The organism is Leeuwenhoekiella aestuarii, assembly GCF_004104055.1.
Lineage (GTDB): Bacteria > Bacteroidota > Bacteroidia > Flavobacteriales > Flavobacteriaceae > Leeuwenhoekiella > Leeuwenhoekiella aestuarii.
In genome coordinates this window covers 69413-86182 of the sequence record NZ_QOVJ01000002.1, presented here as the reverse complement: position 1 = coordinate 86182, position 16770 = coordinate 69413, and the positions used below count along the sequence as shown (strand labels likewise).

Below are 16770 nucleotides of genomic sequence, written 5' to 3'. Positions count from 1 at the left end.
AATTTGCAGAGCAAAAATAAGTATTTAGCCCAAACTCTGCTAGTAATTTACTCGGGATTTACAGGCGCTTGTTTATTAGAGCTCATCCAGTTTATAGTCTGTAAAATCTAACGGATCAAAATTTTTAAAATGTCCGTTAAGTTGAATCAGCTCGCGAGTCCGGTTCATTTGCTCTACTACCGGCAAGGTCACGGTTAAGTGGTCTATTAAATATACATAGCGTGCAGATTCACTAGAAAGTTTTAATAAGTCTAATTCCTGCTTTAGGCTTAAACCTAATTTATGCGGAAAACTATACGAGTTGATTGCCTTACCTGTAGTCAAACCAGGATCTGCTCCTAAAAGCATATAAAATCGTTTTGCCAGATTGAAAAACAAATCACGCTGGGAGACCGTACCATCTTCAGTTGTTTCTAAAAAGGTAACTTCTGCCCCAGAATACAATTTATCATTATATACAGGATAAAATTCTTCGATCTTAAAAACCCGAAGTCCTCTGCATACTACATCACTAGCGCCTCCGGGATAACGCTTTTTAATACGTTCTAAGCGAACTTCTGTTCCATAAGAAAGCTTTCTGTTTATATAAACCGGTATACCGAATGTTATATCCTGCAATTCACAATCTGTTATTAATTGCTGGTATCTATTTTCAAAAATATGAAGTGCAAGACGCTCACCAGGAAATACCACAAGTTCAAGCGGAAACATCGCCAAATTTTGAGTCATAATCTATTTTTTCTTTCTGTTTACTTGGGCAACAGTATGCATTTTAAACCCCTGTGAAAATACAGAAATGTTTCTCAAAATCATTCATTTTTGAACTTCTCGAAGAATATGTCTTATTTTTTAACGCTATCCGGTGTATAAGTAGATATTCTATATTAGATTTGTACGCTTAAAGTTTAAAGATTATGACTAACCAAGACCTTATAGCAATAGCTAAAGAATACGGCAGCCCGGTATATGTTTATGACGCGGCTAAAATAGAATCACAATACAACCGCTTAACGTCTGCTTTTAAGAAGGTTAAGAATTTACGAGTGAACTATGCTGTAAAGGCCTTGTCTAATCTCGCTGTTTTACAGTTGATTAATAGTTTTGGTGCCGGGATGGATACCGTGAGTATTCAAGAAGTAAGACTTGCTCTTGCCGCCGGAATAGAGCCTGCAAGAATTATGTTTACTCCTAATGGAGTGTCTCTAAACGAACTTGAAGAGGTTGCAAAAATGGGGGTTCAGATCAATATTGACAATCTTTCAATCCTAGAGCAATTTGGCACAAAACATCCTAAAACTCCGGTTTGTGTGCGTATCAACCCACACGTGATGGCTGGTGGAAATACCAACATTTCTGTAGGGCATATCGATAGTAAATTTGGCATCAGCATACATCAGATACCCCATTTATTGCGAATTGTAAAAAATACAGGAATGAACATCAACGGTATTCACATGCATACCGGCAGTGATATCCTGGATATAGATGTGTTTTTACACGCAGCAGAAATTCTTTTTGATACCGCAAAAGACTTTAAAGATTTAGAGTTTTTAGACTTTGGTAGTGGTTTTAAAGTCCCCTATAAAGAAGGGGATATCGAGACTAATATTGAAGAGCTGGGCGATAAACTGAGTTCAAGATTTAATGAATTTGAAAAAAACTACGGAAAGGATTTAACACTGGTTTTTGAACCAGGAAAATTTTTAGTTAGTGAAGCCGGAAAATTCTTGGCAAATGTAAATGTGATCAAGCAAACGACATCTACAGTTTTTGCACAGATAGATAGCGGTTTTAATCACCTTATACGCCCCATGTTTTACGGTAGCCGCCACGAGATCACAAACATCAGCAACCCTAAAGGAAGAGAGCGTTTTTATTCTGTAGTAGGTTATATCTGTGAGACTGATACGTTTGCTACAAACCGTCGCATCGCAGAAATTGCAGAAGGAAACATCCTTGCTTTTAGTAATGCCGGCGCATATTGCTTTAGTATGGCTAGTAACTACAATTCCAGATTACGCCCAGCTGAAGTATTATTTATTGATGGCGAAGCACAACTAATTAGAGAGCGAGAAACCTTTGAAGATTTGCTTAAACATCAAATCCCATTAAAGCAAACTGTAAAAGCTTAGCCTATTACAAGTAATGGTAAAAAATCAAACCATTCTTATACGGATCGTAAAAAGCAAATTCTAGAGTACCCCACGGCTTTTCTTCAAGAGAGGTATGGTTGTGAAACACACCCATAAGCTGGTATTCTTTATAAAGGGCTTCAATTCCCTGTACTTGAATTCTAAGCATTGGTCTGTCTTTACTAATTTCCCACTCTGAAGCATCGTGCCATTGTAAATCTAAGGCGATATTGTTTCGGCGTATCCCGGCATATTTAGGATTGCGCTCTTCATCTATAAAAACCAATTTAAACTTGAGTTTTTTGATATAAAACTCTAATGCATTTAAAACATTTTTAACTGGTAAAATAGGTGTGATTTGGGCCAGATATGCTTCATTGGGCGAACTCATAATAACAGTAATTTTTCAGCATTAAACGTTTTGATTATTATTTTTAAAAATAATTAAAACAATACATAATGAACTACTTAAAAATAGGGTGTTGGCTAGAAAATAAGTAATTTCGTTTTTCAATTTATAAAAGAAATAGTAAGTGTATCGGTTTATACTTAGTGCTTTATTAACAGTTCTATTAACCGCTTCAATCGAGGCGCAGCAAATTGCTGTTCTTCAATATGAAGGTGGTGGTGACTGGTATGGCAATCCTACATCTCTGCCTAACCTTGTTAAGTTTTGCAATACTACAATACACACGGCATTAGATAATGATGTAGCAACAGTAACATCTACAGATCCTTCAATTATGCAATACCCTTTTGTTCACATGACAGGCCATGGCAATGTTTTTTTCTCAGATGAAGCGCTTCAAAATTTGAGAAATTATCTTAATAGTGGTGGTTTTTTGCATATTGACGACAATTATGGAATTGACAACTATTTAAGACCGCAGCTTAAAAAATTATATCCACAAGAAGAATTAATTGAATTACCAGCAGATCACCCTATTTTTTCCACGGCATTTGAATTTAAAGAAGGTTTACCTAAAATTCACGAACACGATGGTCTAAGGCCTCAGGCTTTCGGTTTATTCAAAGAAGATAGAATGGTAATTTTATACACATTAGAAAGTGACCTGGGTGATGGCTGGGAAAGTCAGGAAATTCATAGCGATCCTCCGGCTGTTAGAGAGAAAGCATTAAAAATGGGTGCAAATATTATAAAATACGCCTTTGAAAACTGAGCAATTATCCCATGAAAATACACAAACCGAAGCTCCCCTACTTCCGTTTGTTTTGGTTTGTGACGGGTTAAGCAGCCCGGCTAATGCAGGGAGTTTATTCCGGTTAGCAGATGCTTTAGGGATAGCTCATCTCTATTTTTGTAACAGTTCTATAAATTTTGAAAGCACACGTCTAAAACGTACTGCGCGTTCAAGCGAAAAGGCTATAAAATTTTCTGAAGATGAAGATATTGCAGCACTCCTTTCAACTCTTAGCACCGAAGGTTATACAATTTTAGGATTAGAATTGACAACAACTAGCCAGCCTTTAAGTGAATTTGCAGCACATAATTTTGAAAAAATAGCTTTAGTTTTAGGCAATGAACGCCACGGAATTTCTGATGCTATATTGAATTTAACTAACTACAGCATATACATACCTATGCGTGGTAAAAATAGCAGTATGAATGTTTCTCAAGCTGCAGCAATCGCAGCGTATCAGCTAATAAACAGCCCTAAATATGGAAAATAAATCTAAAATAATAGCTTACGGAATTTTAAGAGCCATTGGGATTATTGGGGGGATTATACTTGCTATTTGGTTTTTATATAAGATACAAGCGGTTATTATGTTCATTTGTATAGCTGCAGTAATCTCATTAATAGGAAGACCTATTGTAAACCTTTTAAAAGATAAATGCGGCTTCAGCTCTGTAGCCGCCGCCATCACAACCTTATTGATGGTTATCATCTTGATATCAGGGATTTTGGCGTTGTTTATACCTATTTTAATTGATCAGAGCGAACATATTAGTAAAATAAATTTTGAAGAAGTAAAACATAACATAAATCGCCTGAATATAGAATTTAGCCGTTCTATGGGGGTTGATCAGGTAACGCTAATTGAAGGGTTTAAGCAATCAGATTTTATTAAAAACTTTGACATCTCAGTAATACCAACATTTATAAACAGTATTCTGGGGAACTTCAGTTCACTAATAGTAGGCCTACTATCAGTGATTTTTATTTCATTTTTCTTTTTAAAAGACAGTCAGTTGCTTTTAGACAGCTTTTTGGTGTTTGCCAATCAAGGTGAAGAACGTCGTTTTAGACACGTATTTCACAAGACTAAACAATTGCTTTCCAGATACTTTTTAGGTATTTTATTACAGTTGATGATCCTGTTTTTCATCTATGCTATTCTTTTAGTGAGCTTTCAGATTCCTAATGCATTTGCAATTGCACTCTTTTGTGCAATGCTCAATGTTGTGCCTTATATAGGTCCGGTTGTTGGTGGCGTTGTGATGATGCTTTTAGTTATTAGCGGGTATTTTACAGCAGACTTTCAAACGGTTATTTTACCAAAAATGATCTATATTTTTATTGGGTATTGTATTGCACAACTCATTGACAACTTTGTTAACCAACCGCTTATTTTTGGTAATAGCGTTAAGTCACATCCCCTTGAAATCTTTTTAGTAATTATCATCGCAGGATTGATTTTTGGGATCTTTGGGATGGTGGTTGCCATACCGGCCTACACAGCGATAAAAGTGGTCGCTAAAGAGTTTTTATCAGAATATAAGATTGTACAAAAGCTTACCAAAAACCTGTATGAATAAACGCTTGCTAGATCCAGATGTTGTTGCGTTTATAAAGGAGCATTATAAGGAAGATGTTTCCAGAATCATCCTTAACAAATCACCCTTTGCTGATGTAAGTTCCCAAAAATTGGCGCAGCAAATAAGTGGATTACAAAAGGCCGAAAAGAAATTACCTACCTGGTTTACAACTCCCCATATTTATTTTCCACCAAAGTTAAATCTTGAGCAAACTTCTTCAGAGATAACCGCTGCATACAAAGCCGGTTTATTTAAAGGAAAAAACTGTATTGATCTAACAGGAGGTTTTGGGATAGATGATTATTATTTCAGTAAACGATTTGAGCACGTAACGCATTGCGAACTCAACACAGATTTAGCCAAAATTGCACAGCATAATTATAAATCTTTGGGTATAAAAAATGTAACTGTGATCTCAAAGAATAGCCTCTCCTATCTTAAAGATTCCACAGAAAAATATGACCTGATTTATACAGATCCTTCGCGCCGGCACGACAGCAAAGGAAAGGTTTTTATGCTCAAAGATTGCGAACCCAACATTCCTGAAAATTTAGATTTTTTACTAGATAAAGCTGACAAAATACTGATTAAGACCAGTCCATTATTAGATATTACTGCTGCGTTGAATGAACTGGATAACGTAGTTGCTATTCACAGTGTCGCCGTAAAAAATGAAGTGAAAGAGTTGTTGTGGATTATTGATAAAAAGCAGAATTCTGAACCTATAGACTATGTCGCTGTAAATTTAGATAGCACTTTTGATGAGCCTGTTGTGATCTCTAACAACAACCTCAATCTGGCAGAAGCGATTTATGGAGTGCCAAACTCTTACCTATATGAACCCAACGCAGCACTACTTAAATTAGGCGCTTTCAATTGGATCAGTGAACATTATGAGCTCGATAAGCTTTCTGCAAATGCACATTTATACACTTCAGAAAAACTTATCCCATTTCCGGGAAGAAGATTCCAGATTGATTCAGTAATTAACTATTCTAAGAAAGAAGTTTCAAAATTGTTTAAAAACACTCAGGCGAATATAACTACCCGTAACTTTAAAGAATCAGTTTCAATGCTTCGGAAAAAATTTAAGATCAAAGATGGTGGCAAAACCTACTTGTTTTTCACGACACTAGCCAATAATTCTACAGTTGTTATAAAGTGTAACAAAGTTTAGACTTCGTAGCTATTCTTAAATATCAAAAACGCATAATTTGCCCCCTTTACAGCTGCATCCATTTCAGTTTCTGAATAGTCTTGAGACTCAACCGCCGCGGTAAAAGACTTCCACCTATTAAGTACTTCAGGAGGATTTTTACCAAAAAAATGATGCTTTTGAACAGCATCTAAATTTGAACAAGATTCTAAGTTTTTTCTAATGAGCAAACCACCCATCATAGAACCTTCTACGACATACAACATCCCTAAAATTTCAGCAGGAGACAGTATTTTAGAAGCATCAAAAGTAATTTCTGGAGTTACTGCTGCTATCTGGCTCAAGTCTAACTCAAGATCTTTTACCTTCTTGTCATCTGCAAAATGCTGCAAGTTTGCCGGTATGTTTTTCTCATTATGTTTTAGGAGACTATTAAGTATAGCATAAGCCTTATAATTTTGCTTTAGCAAGGCTTTATACTGTGCTGTCGTAATGCTATGATCTAATATATATTTAGCCAGATTACCCTGCTCAGTCTCTTGATGGAGGTTTGCTGTCTGCTTCTTTAAGTGTTTTAAAATCATATCCAGATTTGAGGCGTTTTAAGTCTTCTTGTATTTTTAGCATTCCTTCACGATGAGACATATTCTCTCTTGAAAAATTTTCTAAGAAAACCTCAATGTCTTTAACAAGCTTTTTACTCTCCACTATTTTTTTACGTACCGGATGCATCATCGGTCCGTTTTTAGCAATAGCGTTGAGATACGGCTCCAGTTTTTTATGCAAAAGGCTGATGTTCTTTTTTAAAATATAGCCCGAGGCTCCATTTAAAATAGTATCGGCGGCAAGCTCTTCATCATTAATGGTACCCGTTATAAAAATAAACGTAACCGAAGGCACTAGTCGTTGAGCAGTTTCTAAGATCTCTAAACCAGAACTTGTGGGCAAATTATAGTCTGAAATTATCAGATCTGGTGGATTGCCCACAAGCTTATTTTTATAATCGCTATGGTTATTGCAAACAGTGATCTGAGCATTTTCTGCTACTTTAAAAACCTCCCGCCTTATCAAAGTGACATCGGTAGGATTATCCTCAACCATTAAAATCTTTAACGCTTCTGTAATCATCTTTACTTTTAAATAATCCAGTTATTAATTAGACTAGGTAAGGTTTCACACAGTTCAAGAAAAGTTTTTGGCTTTGTTATAAAACTGTTTGCTCCTAATAAATATGCTTTTTCTTTATCTTCATTAAGGTCTGATGAACTCATCATCACAACCGGAATCGTTTTATACTCTTTGTGTTTTCTAAATTGTCGTAGAACTTCAAGCCCATCAAGTTTAGGAACTTTTATATCTAACAATATCAACTTAGGAGACTGCTTCTTAAAACCATCACTCTCTATAAAATCAACAGCTGTTTCACCATCAGATATATGCCTTATTGCATAGTCAGATATTCGTCTTTCAAAAATACGAGTCATCAGCGCAATGTCTGTCGTGTTATCTTCTATTGATAAGATGTAATTTTCAGATTTCAATTATAAAACTTTTATCCCAAATTAAATAAAAAAGTACTTCCCTTACCAGCCTCACTTATGACTTTTATTTCGCCACTATGCTTTTTAACAATACGCTGACTGATGGTTAGCCCTATACCAGAACCGGCATACTCATCCCCTACTAGTCTATTGAATAATTTAAAAATGCGGCGCTCATGTTTTTGATCAAAACCAATACCATTATCTTTTACAAAAAAGTAATCCATTTGATCTATAACAGTATGACCAATTTCAATTAAAGGATCTCGCTCCTTTTCCGTATATTTTAAAGCATTCGTCAATAAGTTTTGCATAAGCTGTAAAACCATTTTTCGATCTCCGTAAGCTGGAGGCATAGATTCGTCAATGGTGATTTTTGTATTCGGAAAATCCTGCTCAATATGCAGAAAATCTACAGTTTCCTGCACCACTTGAGCCATTGAAAAGTCATCTTTTTTAACCGCTGCTTGCGACACTTTAGAAAATTCTAAAATATCATCAATAAGCTGATTCATTTTAACAGATGAATTGATGATTGTTTCTATAGAAGACTTGCCAAAATCATCTAATTGCTCAAAATAATCCTCTTTTAATATCTGTGCAAAACCATCAATCCCACGCAGGGGTGCTCTTAAATCGTGAGCAACACTGTAACTAAATGTCTCTAAGTCTTCATAAGCATTGCGCAATAATATATTGAGCTCTTTTACCTCTTCATATTTTTCAAGAATGATCTCAGATATGTTTTCTTTTAAGGCTTTTGCTGCTGCAATCTCGTAATCATACCAAGGATCTGACTTTCCTGATTGTTCTACAGACCATTTATCAAAAGATTTCCTTGGAGAAATACGTTGGTTTTCATCAACGGCAACAGGTTTTTCAGGATTACCTGCCCAAGTCACAGTCTCTATCTTTTCTGGTTTAAACCAAATAAGCGCATTCTTTTTTGCTGCGGAAAGAAATAAGCACAAAACACCTGACGCATAAAACTTCAATGAATCTGAGACCTTATGACGCTCACTCAAATTTGCCGTGACAATCAAATCTTCCTTACCTTGCTTTAGAAGCATTACCAGCCCACAAATCTCTTCTTCTGAAGGTGTTTTACCTACAGTAGCGATACGATCGTCAAGCATTACTGCTGCGCCTGTGGCCTCTGTAATATCTAGCATCGTGGCTTCTCCTTTAGTTAACCCCTTATGAATATTCCAGTCTTTACTGATTTTTTCCACCAGCTTACTTCTTAATACAGCTGCTCTATTTACTTTCTGAAGTAACACATTTGCTTTAGAAAGCACTAACTGACTCGAAAATACCTGAGTTAAAAACTTACAAGACTGACGCTGATAATAATTAACCAACTTAGGGCTATAATGATGACACGCTATAAGCCCCCATAAGTTACCCTTAGATATTATAGCAGCGGTAAGCGTAGCTCCCACGTTCATATTTTCTAAATACTCTATATGAATGGGTGACGATGCACGTGTTTCACTTATAGAAAGATCTATCGGATTGTCGCACTCATCCCCTGACAGTGCCTGTATAGATACAGGTTCACTCTTGACATCTGCAATTATGCGAACCCCTTGTCTCAAAAATAATTTACGCGCCTGTTGTGGGATATCTGAAGCAGGGTAGCGTAATCCTAACCAACTTTCTAAATGTCCTTCCCGAGCTTCTGAAACAACAATGCCGTCCCAGTTTTCATCAAAACGATAGATCATCACCCGGTCATAATCAAAAAAATCTTTGATGAGATCTGCGGTGATATCACACATCTTCTGCTCATCTGTTACCGAATTTAATTTAGCAACGACTTCAGATAATTGATCCTGATACTTAAATGGGTCCCTTGGGTTTTCAAAAGGCTCAATCTCTATAACAAGATTGCCTTCATTAATATGCGCGATTAATAAATAAGATACTCCATTAATGTGTAACTGCTCAGGACTCATCTTTTCTGAAGAATCGACAGTTTTTAAAATTTCAGCAGTAAGATTTGTAAGTAAATCTGTTATCTGAGATCCTAGAATTTCCTCAACATTTTTATTAAAAAGCTGGTCTATATTTTCACTACAATACGTTATTTTATAACTGGCAGGATCACAAGCCAGCAAATAACCATGGCTTTGTATCTTACCAAGAATGTGTATGGGTTCTTTATCACAATTAGTTAATGAAACCTCCTGAGGATATAAAGAAGAGGGGCCTTCAGACATACTAGCGCTTAATTTTAAAATAGAATGTACTGCCCTGACCAAATTGTGAATCTACCCAGATCGTACCTTCGTGTAATTTTACAATCTTTTTACAGTGCGCCAGGCCTACACCAGTACCTTCGTATTTTTCTTCCGTAGGAACACGACCAAAGATCTTAAAAATCGCTTCAAGATCATCTTCTTTGATGCCAATACCATTATCTGCAATTGCAAAGGTCTGATACTCTTCATCCCCAAAAGAAGAAATGCGTATACTAGGCTTCACACCTTTTTGACGGTATTTCAAAGCGTTACTTATCAAATTCTGAAACAATAAACGCAATTCAGTTTCATAAGCCATTAACACAGGCATTTTACCCACACTCACCGTAGCATTTGCTTCTCTGATACTTCTGTTTAAATCGTATTTTACAATCTCAATAAGTTCAGTGACATCTACTTTTGTCTTCTTGAGATCTTCGCCAATTCTACTATGCTCCAGCAAAGCTTTAATTTGCTCTGCCATTCTTCCTGAAGCTTCGTGAATGTAGCCCAGATATTCTTTTCCTTTCTCAGACATTTCATCACTGAATTTTTTAGAAAGAAAATCACTACTGAATCTAATTGTAGAAAGTGGCTCTTGTAAATCGTGGGAACATATAGAAACAAACTGTTCTAAATCGGTATTTATACGCTCCAGATCATCTTTTTGTTTCTGCAATTCCTGTTGAGCTATTTTGAGATCTGTAATTTCCATTAAGGTACAACGCCATTGATTGGTGTCCCCCGCAGCATTAAGCATCAATTCTGCATTAAAAAGAACATCTAACCGATCACCATTAATACATTCTAATTTTAATTCTTCATTAGAAATACTACCTGTTTTCTCTAGTTCATCAAGCAAAGCGATTGCTTTAACTTTTGTCTGCTTTGGATAAAATTCAAATATAGATTTACCCACTACTTCAGTTTTAGACTCAAAACCAAGTGTTTCTACAAACAGACCATTACATTCAGATATCAAACCAGTATGTGAATTAATCGTTACGTGCATAACCGGGTCATCTTCATAAAAAGCCTTAAACTTCTCTTCACTCTTACGTAGACGTGCCTGTGATTGTTCTACTTTATGAATATCTATAAAGGTTATAACAACACCCTCTATACTATCCTGACCGGTATGAAATGGCGATATGCGTTGCAGGAAATAACGCCCGGATTTACTCTTAATTCGTTTTTCAAAAACCTGACCGGTATTCATAACTTTTTTAGAGTTATCCACAATTGTCGTACGCTTACGAATCCCGAAGTTTGCAACAAAATTTTCTATAGAGCGCCCTATATCTTGTTTTACTAAGTGAAAATGCTCTCTAATTGCTGGCGTAAACTTTCTAATGATCAGATTCTTATCTAGAAAGACGGTACCAATACGCGTACTATCAAGCAGATTATCCATATCTGCGTTGAGCATGGCAAGATCTTCCATCTTTTCTATATGCTCTGCGTTTACAGTATGCAACTCTTCATTTACGCTTTGCAGCTCTTCATTAGTACTCTGCAATTCTTCATTAGAAGCTAATAACTCTTCATTAGATGCTTGCAGTTCTTCATTACTCGTTTCTGCTTCTTCAAGAGCATTGCTCAGTTCGTATTGGGTTTCTTTAAGTTCGTCTTCAAGATCTTTTATACGTTCCTGAGCAGATTTATGAATATCTGCACGCTCTATTATAACAGATTTATTTTCATTCTTATCAATCTCAATGAGCGTAATTATATAGTGAAAATCACCTTCTAAATTAATGCTCTTAACCGGTTTTACCAGAACATCAACCCGCTTTTTCAATTCATTATTCTCATCAAAAATCTCAACATCTTTATAAAGAATTTGAGACTTTCTGCGTCGTGCTTTGTTTACCGTGTTTTTAATCGCCTCAGAAAGCTCTTCTGAAAGCATATCTATAAGATTTGTAGTAAAACCTTCTTCAGGAAACTGAACATATTTTTTGAAAGCACCCAATGCCTCCAAAATATGAAAGTTCTCATCTATATAAACACTTGCAGCTCCATATTGCTGCATAATCGCTTTACTAATCTCTTCCTTCAAACGACTGGTATTACTTATACTTTGCACTGATCCTTTCTTTGTTCCTATTGTATTCCGTTTTAATGATTGACGTTCTGCTGTTGAGCTAAGTATTTCGGTTTTTAAACGCTCTGAATTTTCTATATTTCGATAAACGTTCCACTTTCTGTTTATTTCCTCAAATGAATTTTTATGAACCCCAAGAGACTCGCTTGATCCCAACGTAAGAATACCATCTTGTATAAGTGCGTAATGCAGTAAGTGTATAACTTTTGATTGCACTTCATTTTGAAGATAGATGAGTAGATTACGACACATAACCATATCCATATTCTTAAACGGAGGATCATTTGTTATGTCGTGATTAGAAAATATGATGCACTTTCTAATATTTTCTTTTACGATAAAGTTATCTCCGCTTTTTCTGAAATAAGTATTAATACGATCACTAGAGAGATCACTTAACACGTTTTCTGAATACAAACCTTTGCTGGCTATATCCAGATGATCCTGAGAGATGTCTGTAGCAAATATCTTAAGCGATATATCTTTACCCTGCTTTTTGATTTCATCAAGAAATAAAATACCCAAAGAATAAGGCTCTTCTCCGGTACTACAACCTACATCCCAAATTTTAATAATTGCGCCATCTTCCTTATCACTAACGATTTCTGGGATAATGTCATTTTCTAATATTTCCCAGACTTTAAAATCTCTAAAAAACTTGGTAACTCCTATTAAAAATTCGTTATAGAGGGTTTGTACTTCTTCAGTATTATTTTTTAAATAATTAAAATAAGCTTCTAGTGAGTCTAGTTTTAGTACGCGAACTCTCCTGCCAATTCTTCGTAGTAACGTGGGTCTTTTATATAAACTAAAATCTAATGCTGTATTGTTCTTTAAAACCGTTAAAATATCGGTTAAGAGTTTTTCATCATATTGAAACAACTCGGCATCAAAACCAATGCTACTCTGAGCCTCAAAATAGTTTGATAGTTCGTCACTTATACGTTCAACAGGTACAATAAAATCAGCAAGACCAGTTTTAATAGAATTACGAGGCATCCCATCAAATTTTGCCTGCTCAGGTTGCTGCACCATAACAACACCACCTTTTTCTTTGATAGCTCGTATTCCTCTAGAACCATCGCTACCTGTTCCGCTAAGAATAATACCAGCGCAATGCTCTTTAGCATGATTTGCTAAAGATTCAAAAAACATATCAATAGGGAGGTTTAAGGATTTGTCCTTAGGCTTTTCGAGCAACTTGAATTTCCCTTCTTCAATAACCAGATTGTGTGTAGGTGGAATCAGATAGATACAATTGGCCTTAATTTCTCCACCGTCTTTGATAACCTCAATTGGGATTTTTGTGTTTTTAGCCAGAAGCTCTGCCATCAAGCTTTTGTGATCAGGCGAAAGATGCTGAACCACAATATAACTATACAATGATGCTGTAGGTACATTATCAAAAAAGTCGTTAAGAGCTTGTAGACCTCCAGCACTTGCACCTATCCCTACAACAACGTGAGTAGCTTTTTTAAAAGTAGTATTTGTAGTCACAAAGTATATTTAATAGTTAGAGGGGGCTACCACCTACAAAGATTATTATTTAAAATAATAAGAGCTGAAGTAACTCATCAAAAATACTTTTTTCTATCAAGTTAATAAAAGGAAGTGTTAATATTTAAGACAATATTAAGACTTTTATTATTTATAATAATAATAATTACACTTCTAATAGTTAAGTCTCAAAATAAACTGAATTTCAACACCTTAAAACTGATAAACTGCGGCATTAATATTCATTCCTGCTCCTACCGAGGCGAAAACGACCAAGTCACCGGGTTTAATTTCTTGATTTTCTACTGATCCTTTCAATATAAGATCTAAAAGTGTAGGAACTGTCGCTACTGAAGAATTACCGATCCAGGATATAATCATTGGCATTACCCCTTTAGGTACTTCATCTATCTCGTAGAGCTTGTATAAACGCTCTATAATAGCATCATCCATTTTACCGTTAGCTTGATGTATAAGTACTTTATTTACCTGCATAATGTCTTTACCGGCTTTATCTAAGCAAGCCTTAATAGACAAGGGAACAGTTTCTAACGCATACTGATATAACCTGCGACCGTTCATTTTTAAATAAAGGTCATTTTTATTTTTTTCTGTAACGTTGTACGAGCAGCCCATAGTGAGCATTTCTGCATAACGGTACGTATCTGAACGGGTCTTATGAGTTAGTATACCTACTGGCGAAGAACTTTCTTTTCCTTCTAAAATAGTAGCTCCTGCTCCGTCAGCATAAATCATACTGTCTCTATCGTGAAGATCTATAACACGAGAGATTGTTTCAGCACCAATAACCAGGACCTTCTTAGCATCACCAGACTTTATAAAATAATCTGCCTGAATCATACCTTGCAACCAACCTGGACAACCAAATGGTACGTCATACGCTACACAATCTGGATTTTTAATCTTGAGTTTATGTTTTACTCGGGCTGCTAATGCAGGAACCATATCGCTGCGATTAGAACCAAATTTTACATCGCCAAAGTTATGCGCAACAATTATATAATCTAGAGTCTCAGGATCTATAGCTGCATCTTCAATAGCCTTTTTTGCAGCAAAAAACCCGATGTCTGACGCAACAAGATCATCAGCCACATAACGGCGCTCTTGTATAGTGGTAATTTCCTGAAATTTATCTACGATATATTCATTAGGTCGCTCTACCGGTTTTCCATTAGATTCAAAGAATTTGAAATCTAAAAAAGCTTCATTTTTTACCTTTTTCTTAGGTAAATAAATTCCGGTTCCGGTAATTACACTATATATTTTTGAACTCATATATGCTCCTGTTTAGCTTCAGCTAAGCGATTTATTGTTGTTAATTAAACTAATTTCTATACGAAAAGGGGTAAAATACAATCTTATTCTGATAAAATGATCAAACACTTTAGTAGAATACTAAATTCAAATATGAAATAAAATTTATAACTATTTGTTTTTCAAAATTTTAACACTTACAAAATACACAATAATAAAAGTTATTTTCCATTTAGAATGTGGTGATCACACTCCCGCAATTCTCCATGGCGTCCCCATAATACGGATTTTTAATTTCTTGAGATTCACTCAACCATACCGCTCCTCTAGAGTCATTAGCCATAGGGCATCGTTGCAAATATAATGTGGTATTCAAGTCTGGTATCGCTCTTACTAGAGCAACCATATTCTCGTTAAGTATAACAAATTCCTCACGCTTTTGGTTGAGTGTTTCTGCGTCAACAATCTGTTGAAGTTTCTGCGTAATTATAGAAAAATGAGAACGCTCCATAGTTTTAAGTTCTGAAGCGTCTAAATCTGAAAGTCCACTCAACAATTCTGAAGCAGCTGATGAAACTTGCTTGTTGTCAGAATTTACAAATGCATCTTTGAGTTTTAAATACTGTTTAATTTCATCTTTAATAGTTTTCTGAAAGTCTAGCGGTAGCTCCATATTCATAGATTCTACACCTTCTGATGTATTACCATCACTATTCATCATGGATTTTTTACCGCTTAATTGTGCTGCGGCATCTACAGTAAAAGTTCCATTTGTTACCAATTCTTCTCCGCGGGACAGTCCGCTATTTATTTGATAAAACTCACCTTGCTTTGATCCAAGGTCAACTTCTCGCATTTCAAAAACAGGCTGAGCCGGATTGGGTTTTACATAAACCAGCGAGCGTTTACCGGTCCACATAACCGCAGAAGCAGGAATAACGAGTTGATCTGAAAAGTTCTTTTGTGCACCTGCTACCGCAGCTTTTACAAACATCCCCGGTTTTAATAACTCTTCTTTATTTAATAAAGTTGCCCGTACGATCACTGTGCGCGTGTCACTATTTAAAATGGGATCTATAAATGATATCCTTCCTAAGAACTTCTTACCAGGATACGCATTGACTGCAATGTCTAGTTGTTGCCCATTTTGCAAACTGCTTATTTGATTTTCATAAGCATCAAATTCTGCCCAAACTGTACTTAAATTACTCACTTTAAAAATAGGTTTGCCATCCATGACATGAGCTCCCTCATTTACATCAATTTCAGATACAATCCCGGAAACATGTGAGTAAACAGGAAAACGTAAAATCGGTTCTCCACGTTGTTCTACTTGGTCTAGAATAGAGGAATGTATTTTCCAGTTCTTAAATTTATTGCGTACAGCCTCGTACAATCTGGGTTGAGATTCTTTCAATTTTGAAGCAGTTATTAATTCTTGCTGTGCAGCTATCAATGAAGGGGAATAAACGGTTGCCACTTGCTGCCCCGTACGTATGTGTTGCCCAACAGAAGTAACAGACAACGATTCTATCCGCCCGTCAAAATGCGCAGGTTGTGTCGCAGTCTCATCTGCATTGATAACGATTTTCCCCGAGAGATTAAGATCATCTGTGACTTCTGTCGCACCGGTACCTATAACTGTTGTTTGAATACCTGCTAAGGCCAGCGCATTATCAGTCATTCTAAATTGATTTGTAGACAATCTGCTTACATCTGCCTCTACCGGAATCAAATCCATCCCGCAAAGGGGACAATCTCCAGACTCCTCCCGCATAATTTGTGGATGCATAGCACACGTCCACAAACTAGGGTCTTCTGAGTGATCGTGAATAGCTGTATCAGCGGTTACTTGTTTTTTGCTTTCTCCAAAAATTAAATAACCAGCTCCCAGTCCTACAACCGCAGCAATAAATAAGTATAGAATTGATTTATTCATGTTTATAATTTTAGTTCTGCAAAAGCAGTAAACTGATCAATGCATTTTTAGAACAGACAAGTCTCAGAGCATTTAAATCTCGATTATCCAGTAAAACC

The 16770-nt window shown here is 36.0% G+C and carries 14 protein-coding genes; 5 read left to right on the top strand and 9 right to left on the bottom strand.

The genetic code is table 11. The annotated features are described in order from the left end of the window. Window positions 1–75 precede the first annotated feature (75 nt). Window positions 76–729, bottom strand: a complete 654-nt coding sequence (locus DSM03_RS06385) for an LON peptidase substrate-binding domain-containing protein (protein WP_236638825.1) — start codon at window positions 727–729, stop codon at window positions 76–78. Between the two features lie 185 nt (window positions 730–914). Between DSM03_RS06385 and lysA the strand changes: the two genes are divergently transcribed. Next, window positions 915–2132, top strand: a complete 1218-nt coding sequence (gene lysA / locus DSM03_RS06380; protein WP_128761255.1) for a diaminopimelate decarboxylase — start codon at window positions 915–917, stop codon at window positions 2130–2132. 4 nt (window positions 2133–2136) lie between these two features. Here lysA and DSM03_RS06375 read toward each other — a convergent pair whose 3' ends face one another. Further along, window positions 2137–2523, bottom strand: coding sequence for a VOC family protein (locus DSM03_RS06375; protein ID WP_128761256.1), 387 nt, complete (start codon window positions 2521–2523; stop codon window positions 2137–2139). A gap of 142 nt (window positions 2524–2665) precedes the next feature. Here DSM03_RS06375 and DSM03_RS06370 point away from each other — a divergent pair, with 142 nt between their 5' ends. From DSM03_RS06370 to DSM03_RS06355, 4 genes are read left to right on the top strand one after another with little or no spacing between them, the layout of a single operon-like run. Beyond that, window positions 2666–3313, top strand: coding sequence for a DUF4159 domain-containing protein (locus DSM03_RS06370; RefSeq protein ID WP_128761257.1), 648 nt, complete (start codon window positions 2666–2668; stop codon window positions 3311–3313). Next, window positions 3303–3824, top strand: coding sequence for a TrmH family RNA methyltransferase (locus DSM03_RS06365; protein WP_128761258.1), 522 nt, complete (start codon window positions 3303–3305; stop codon window positions 3822–3824). Before DSM03_RS06370 ends, DSM03_RS06365 begins: the two co-directional genes overlap by 11 nt. After that, window positions 3814–4914, top strand: a complete 1101-nt coding sequence (locus DSM03_RS06360; RefSeq protein WP_128761259.1) for an AI-2E family transporter — start codon at window positions 3814–3816, stop codon at window positions 4912–4914. Before DSM03_RS06365 ends, DSM03_RS06360 begins: the two co-directional genes overlap by 11 nt. Next, window positions 4907–6091, top strand: coding sequence for a THUMP-like domain-containing protein (locus DSM03_RS06355; protein ID WP_128761260.1), 1185 nt, complete (start codon window positions 4907–4909; stop codon window positions 6089–6091). The genes DSM03_RS06360 and DSM03_RS06355 overlap by 8 nt, the downstream gene beginning before the upstream one ends. On the opposite strand, the gene DSM03_RS06350 is transcribed toward DSM03_RS06355, so the two are convergent. From DSM03_RS06350 to DSM03_RS06320, 7 genes are all read right to left on the bottom strand, one after another. After that, entirely contained in the window at window positions 6088–6654 is a 567-nt protein-coding gene (locus DSM03_RS06350; RefSeq protein ID WP_128761261.1) for a biliverdin-producing heme oxygenase, read from the bottom strand. The genes DSM03_RS06355 and DSM03_RS06350 overlap by 4 nt on opposite strands. Then, window positions 6602–7198, bottom strand: coding sequence for a response regulator (locus tag DSM03_RS06345; protein WP_128761262.1), 597 nt, complete (start codon window positions 7196–7198; stop codon window positions 6602–6604). Before DSM03_RS06345 ends, DSM03_RS06350 begins: the two co-directional genes overlap by 53 nt. Before the next feature lie 8 nt (window positions 7199–7206). After that, window positions 7207–7611, bottom strand: coding sequence for a response regulator (locus DSM03_RS06340; protein ID WP_236638826.1), 405 nt, complete (start codon window positions 7609–7611; stop codon window positions 7207–7209). Window positions 7612–7622: 11 nt separating this feature from the next. Continuing rightward, the gene (locus DSM03_RS06335; protein WP_128761263.1) at window positions 7623–9833 is read right to left on the bottom strand and encodes an ATP-binding protein; all 2211 of its coding nucleotides are present in this window, start codon (window positions 9831–9833) and stop codon (window positions 7623–7625) included. Between the two features lies 1 nt (window position 9834). Then, window positions 9835–13458 carry a chemotaxis protein CheB gene (locus DSM03_RS06330; RefSeq protein ID WP_128761264.1) on the bottom strand — a complete coding sequence of 1208 codons (3624 nt, stop codon included), beginning with the start codon at window positions 13456–13458 and terminating at the stop codon, window positions 9835–9837. Between the two features lie 213 nt (window positions 13459–13671). Next, on the bottom strand, window positions 13672–14754 hold the full coding sequence (locus DSM03_RS06325; protein ID WP_128761265.1) for a 3-oxoacyl-ACP synthase III family protein: 1083 nt from the start codon (window positions 14752–14754) through the stop codon (window positions 13672–13674). Window positions 14755–14965: 211 nt separating this feature from the next. Further along, window positions 14966–16672, bottom strand: a complete 1707-nt coding sequence (locus tag DSM03_RS06320; RefSeq protein ID WP_128761266.1) for an efflux RND transporter periplasmic adaptor subunit — start codon at window positions 16670–16672, stop codon at window positions 14966–14968. Between the last annotated feature and the right edge of the window lie 98 nt (window positions 16673–16770).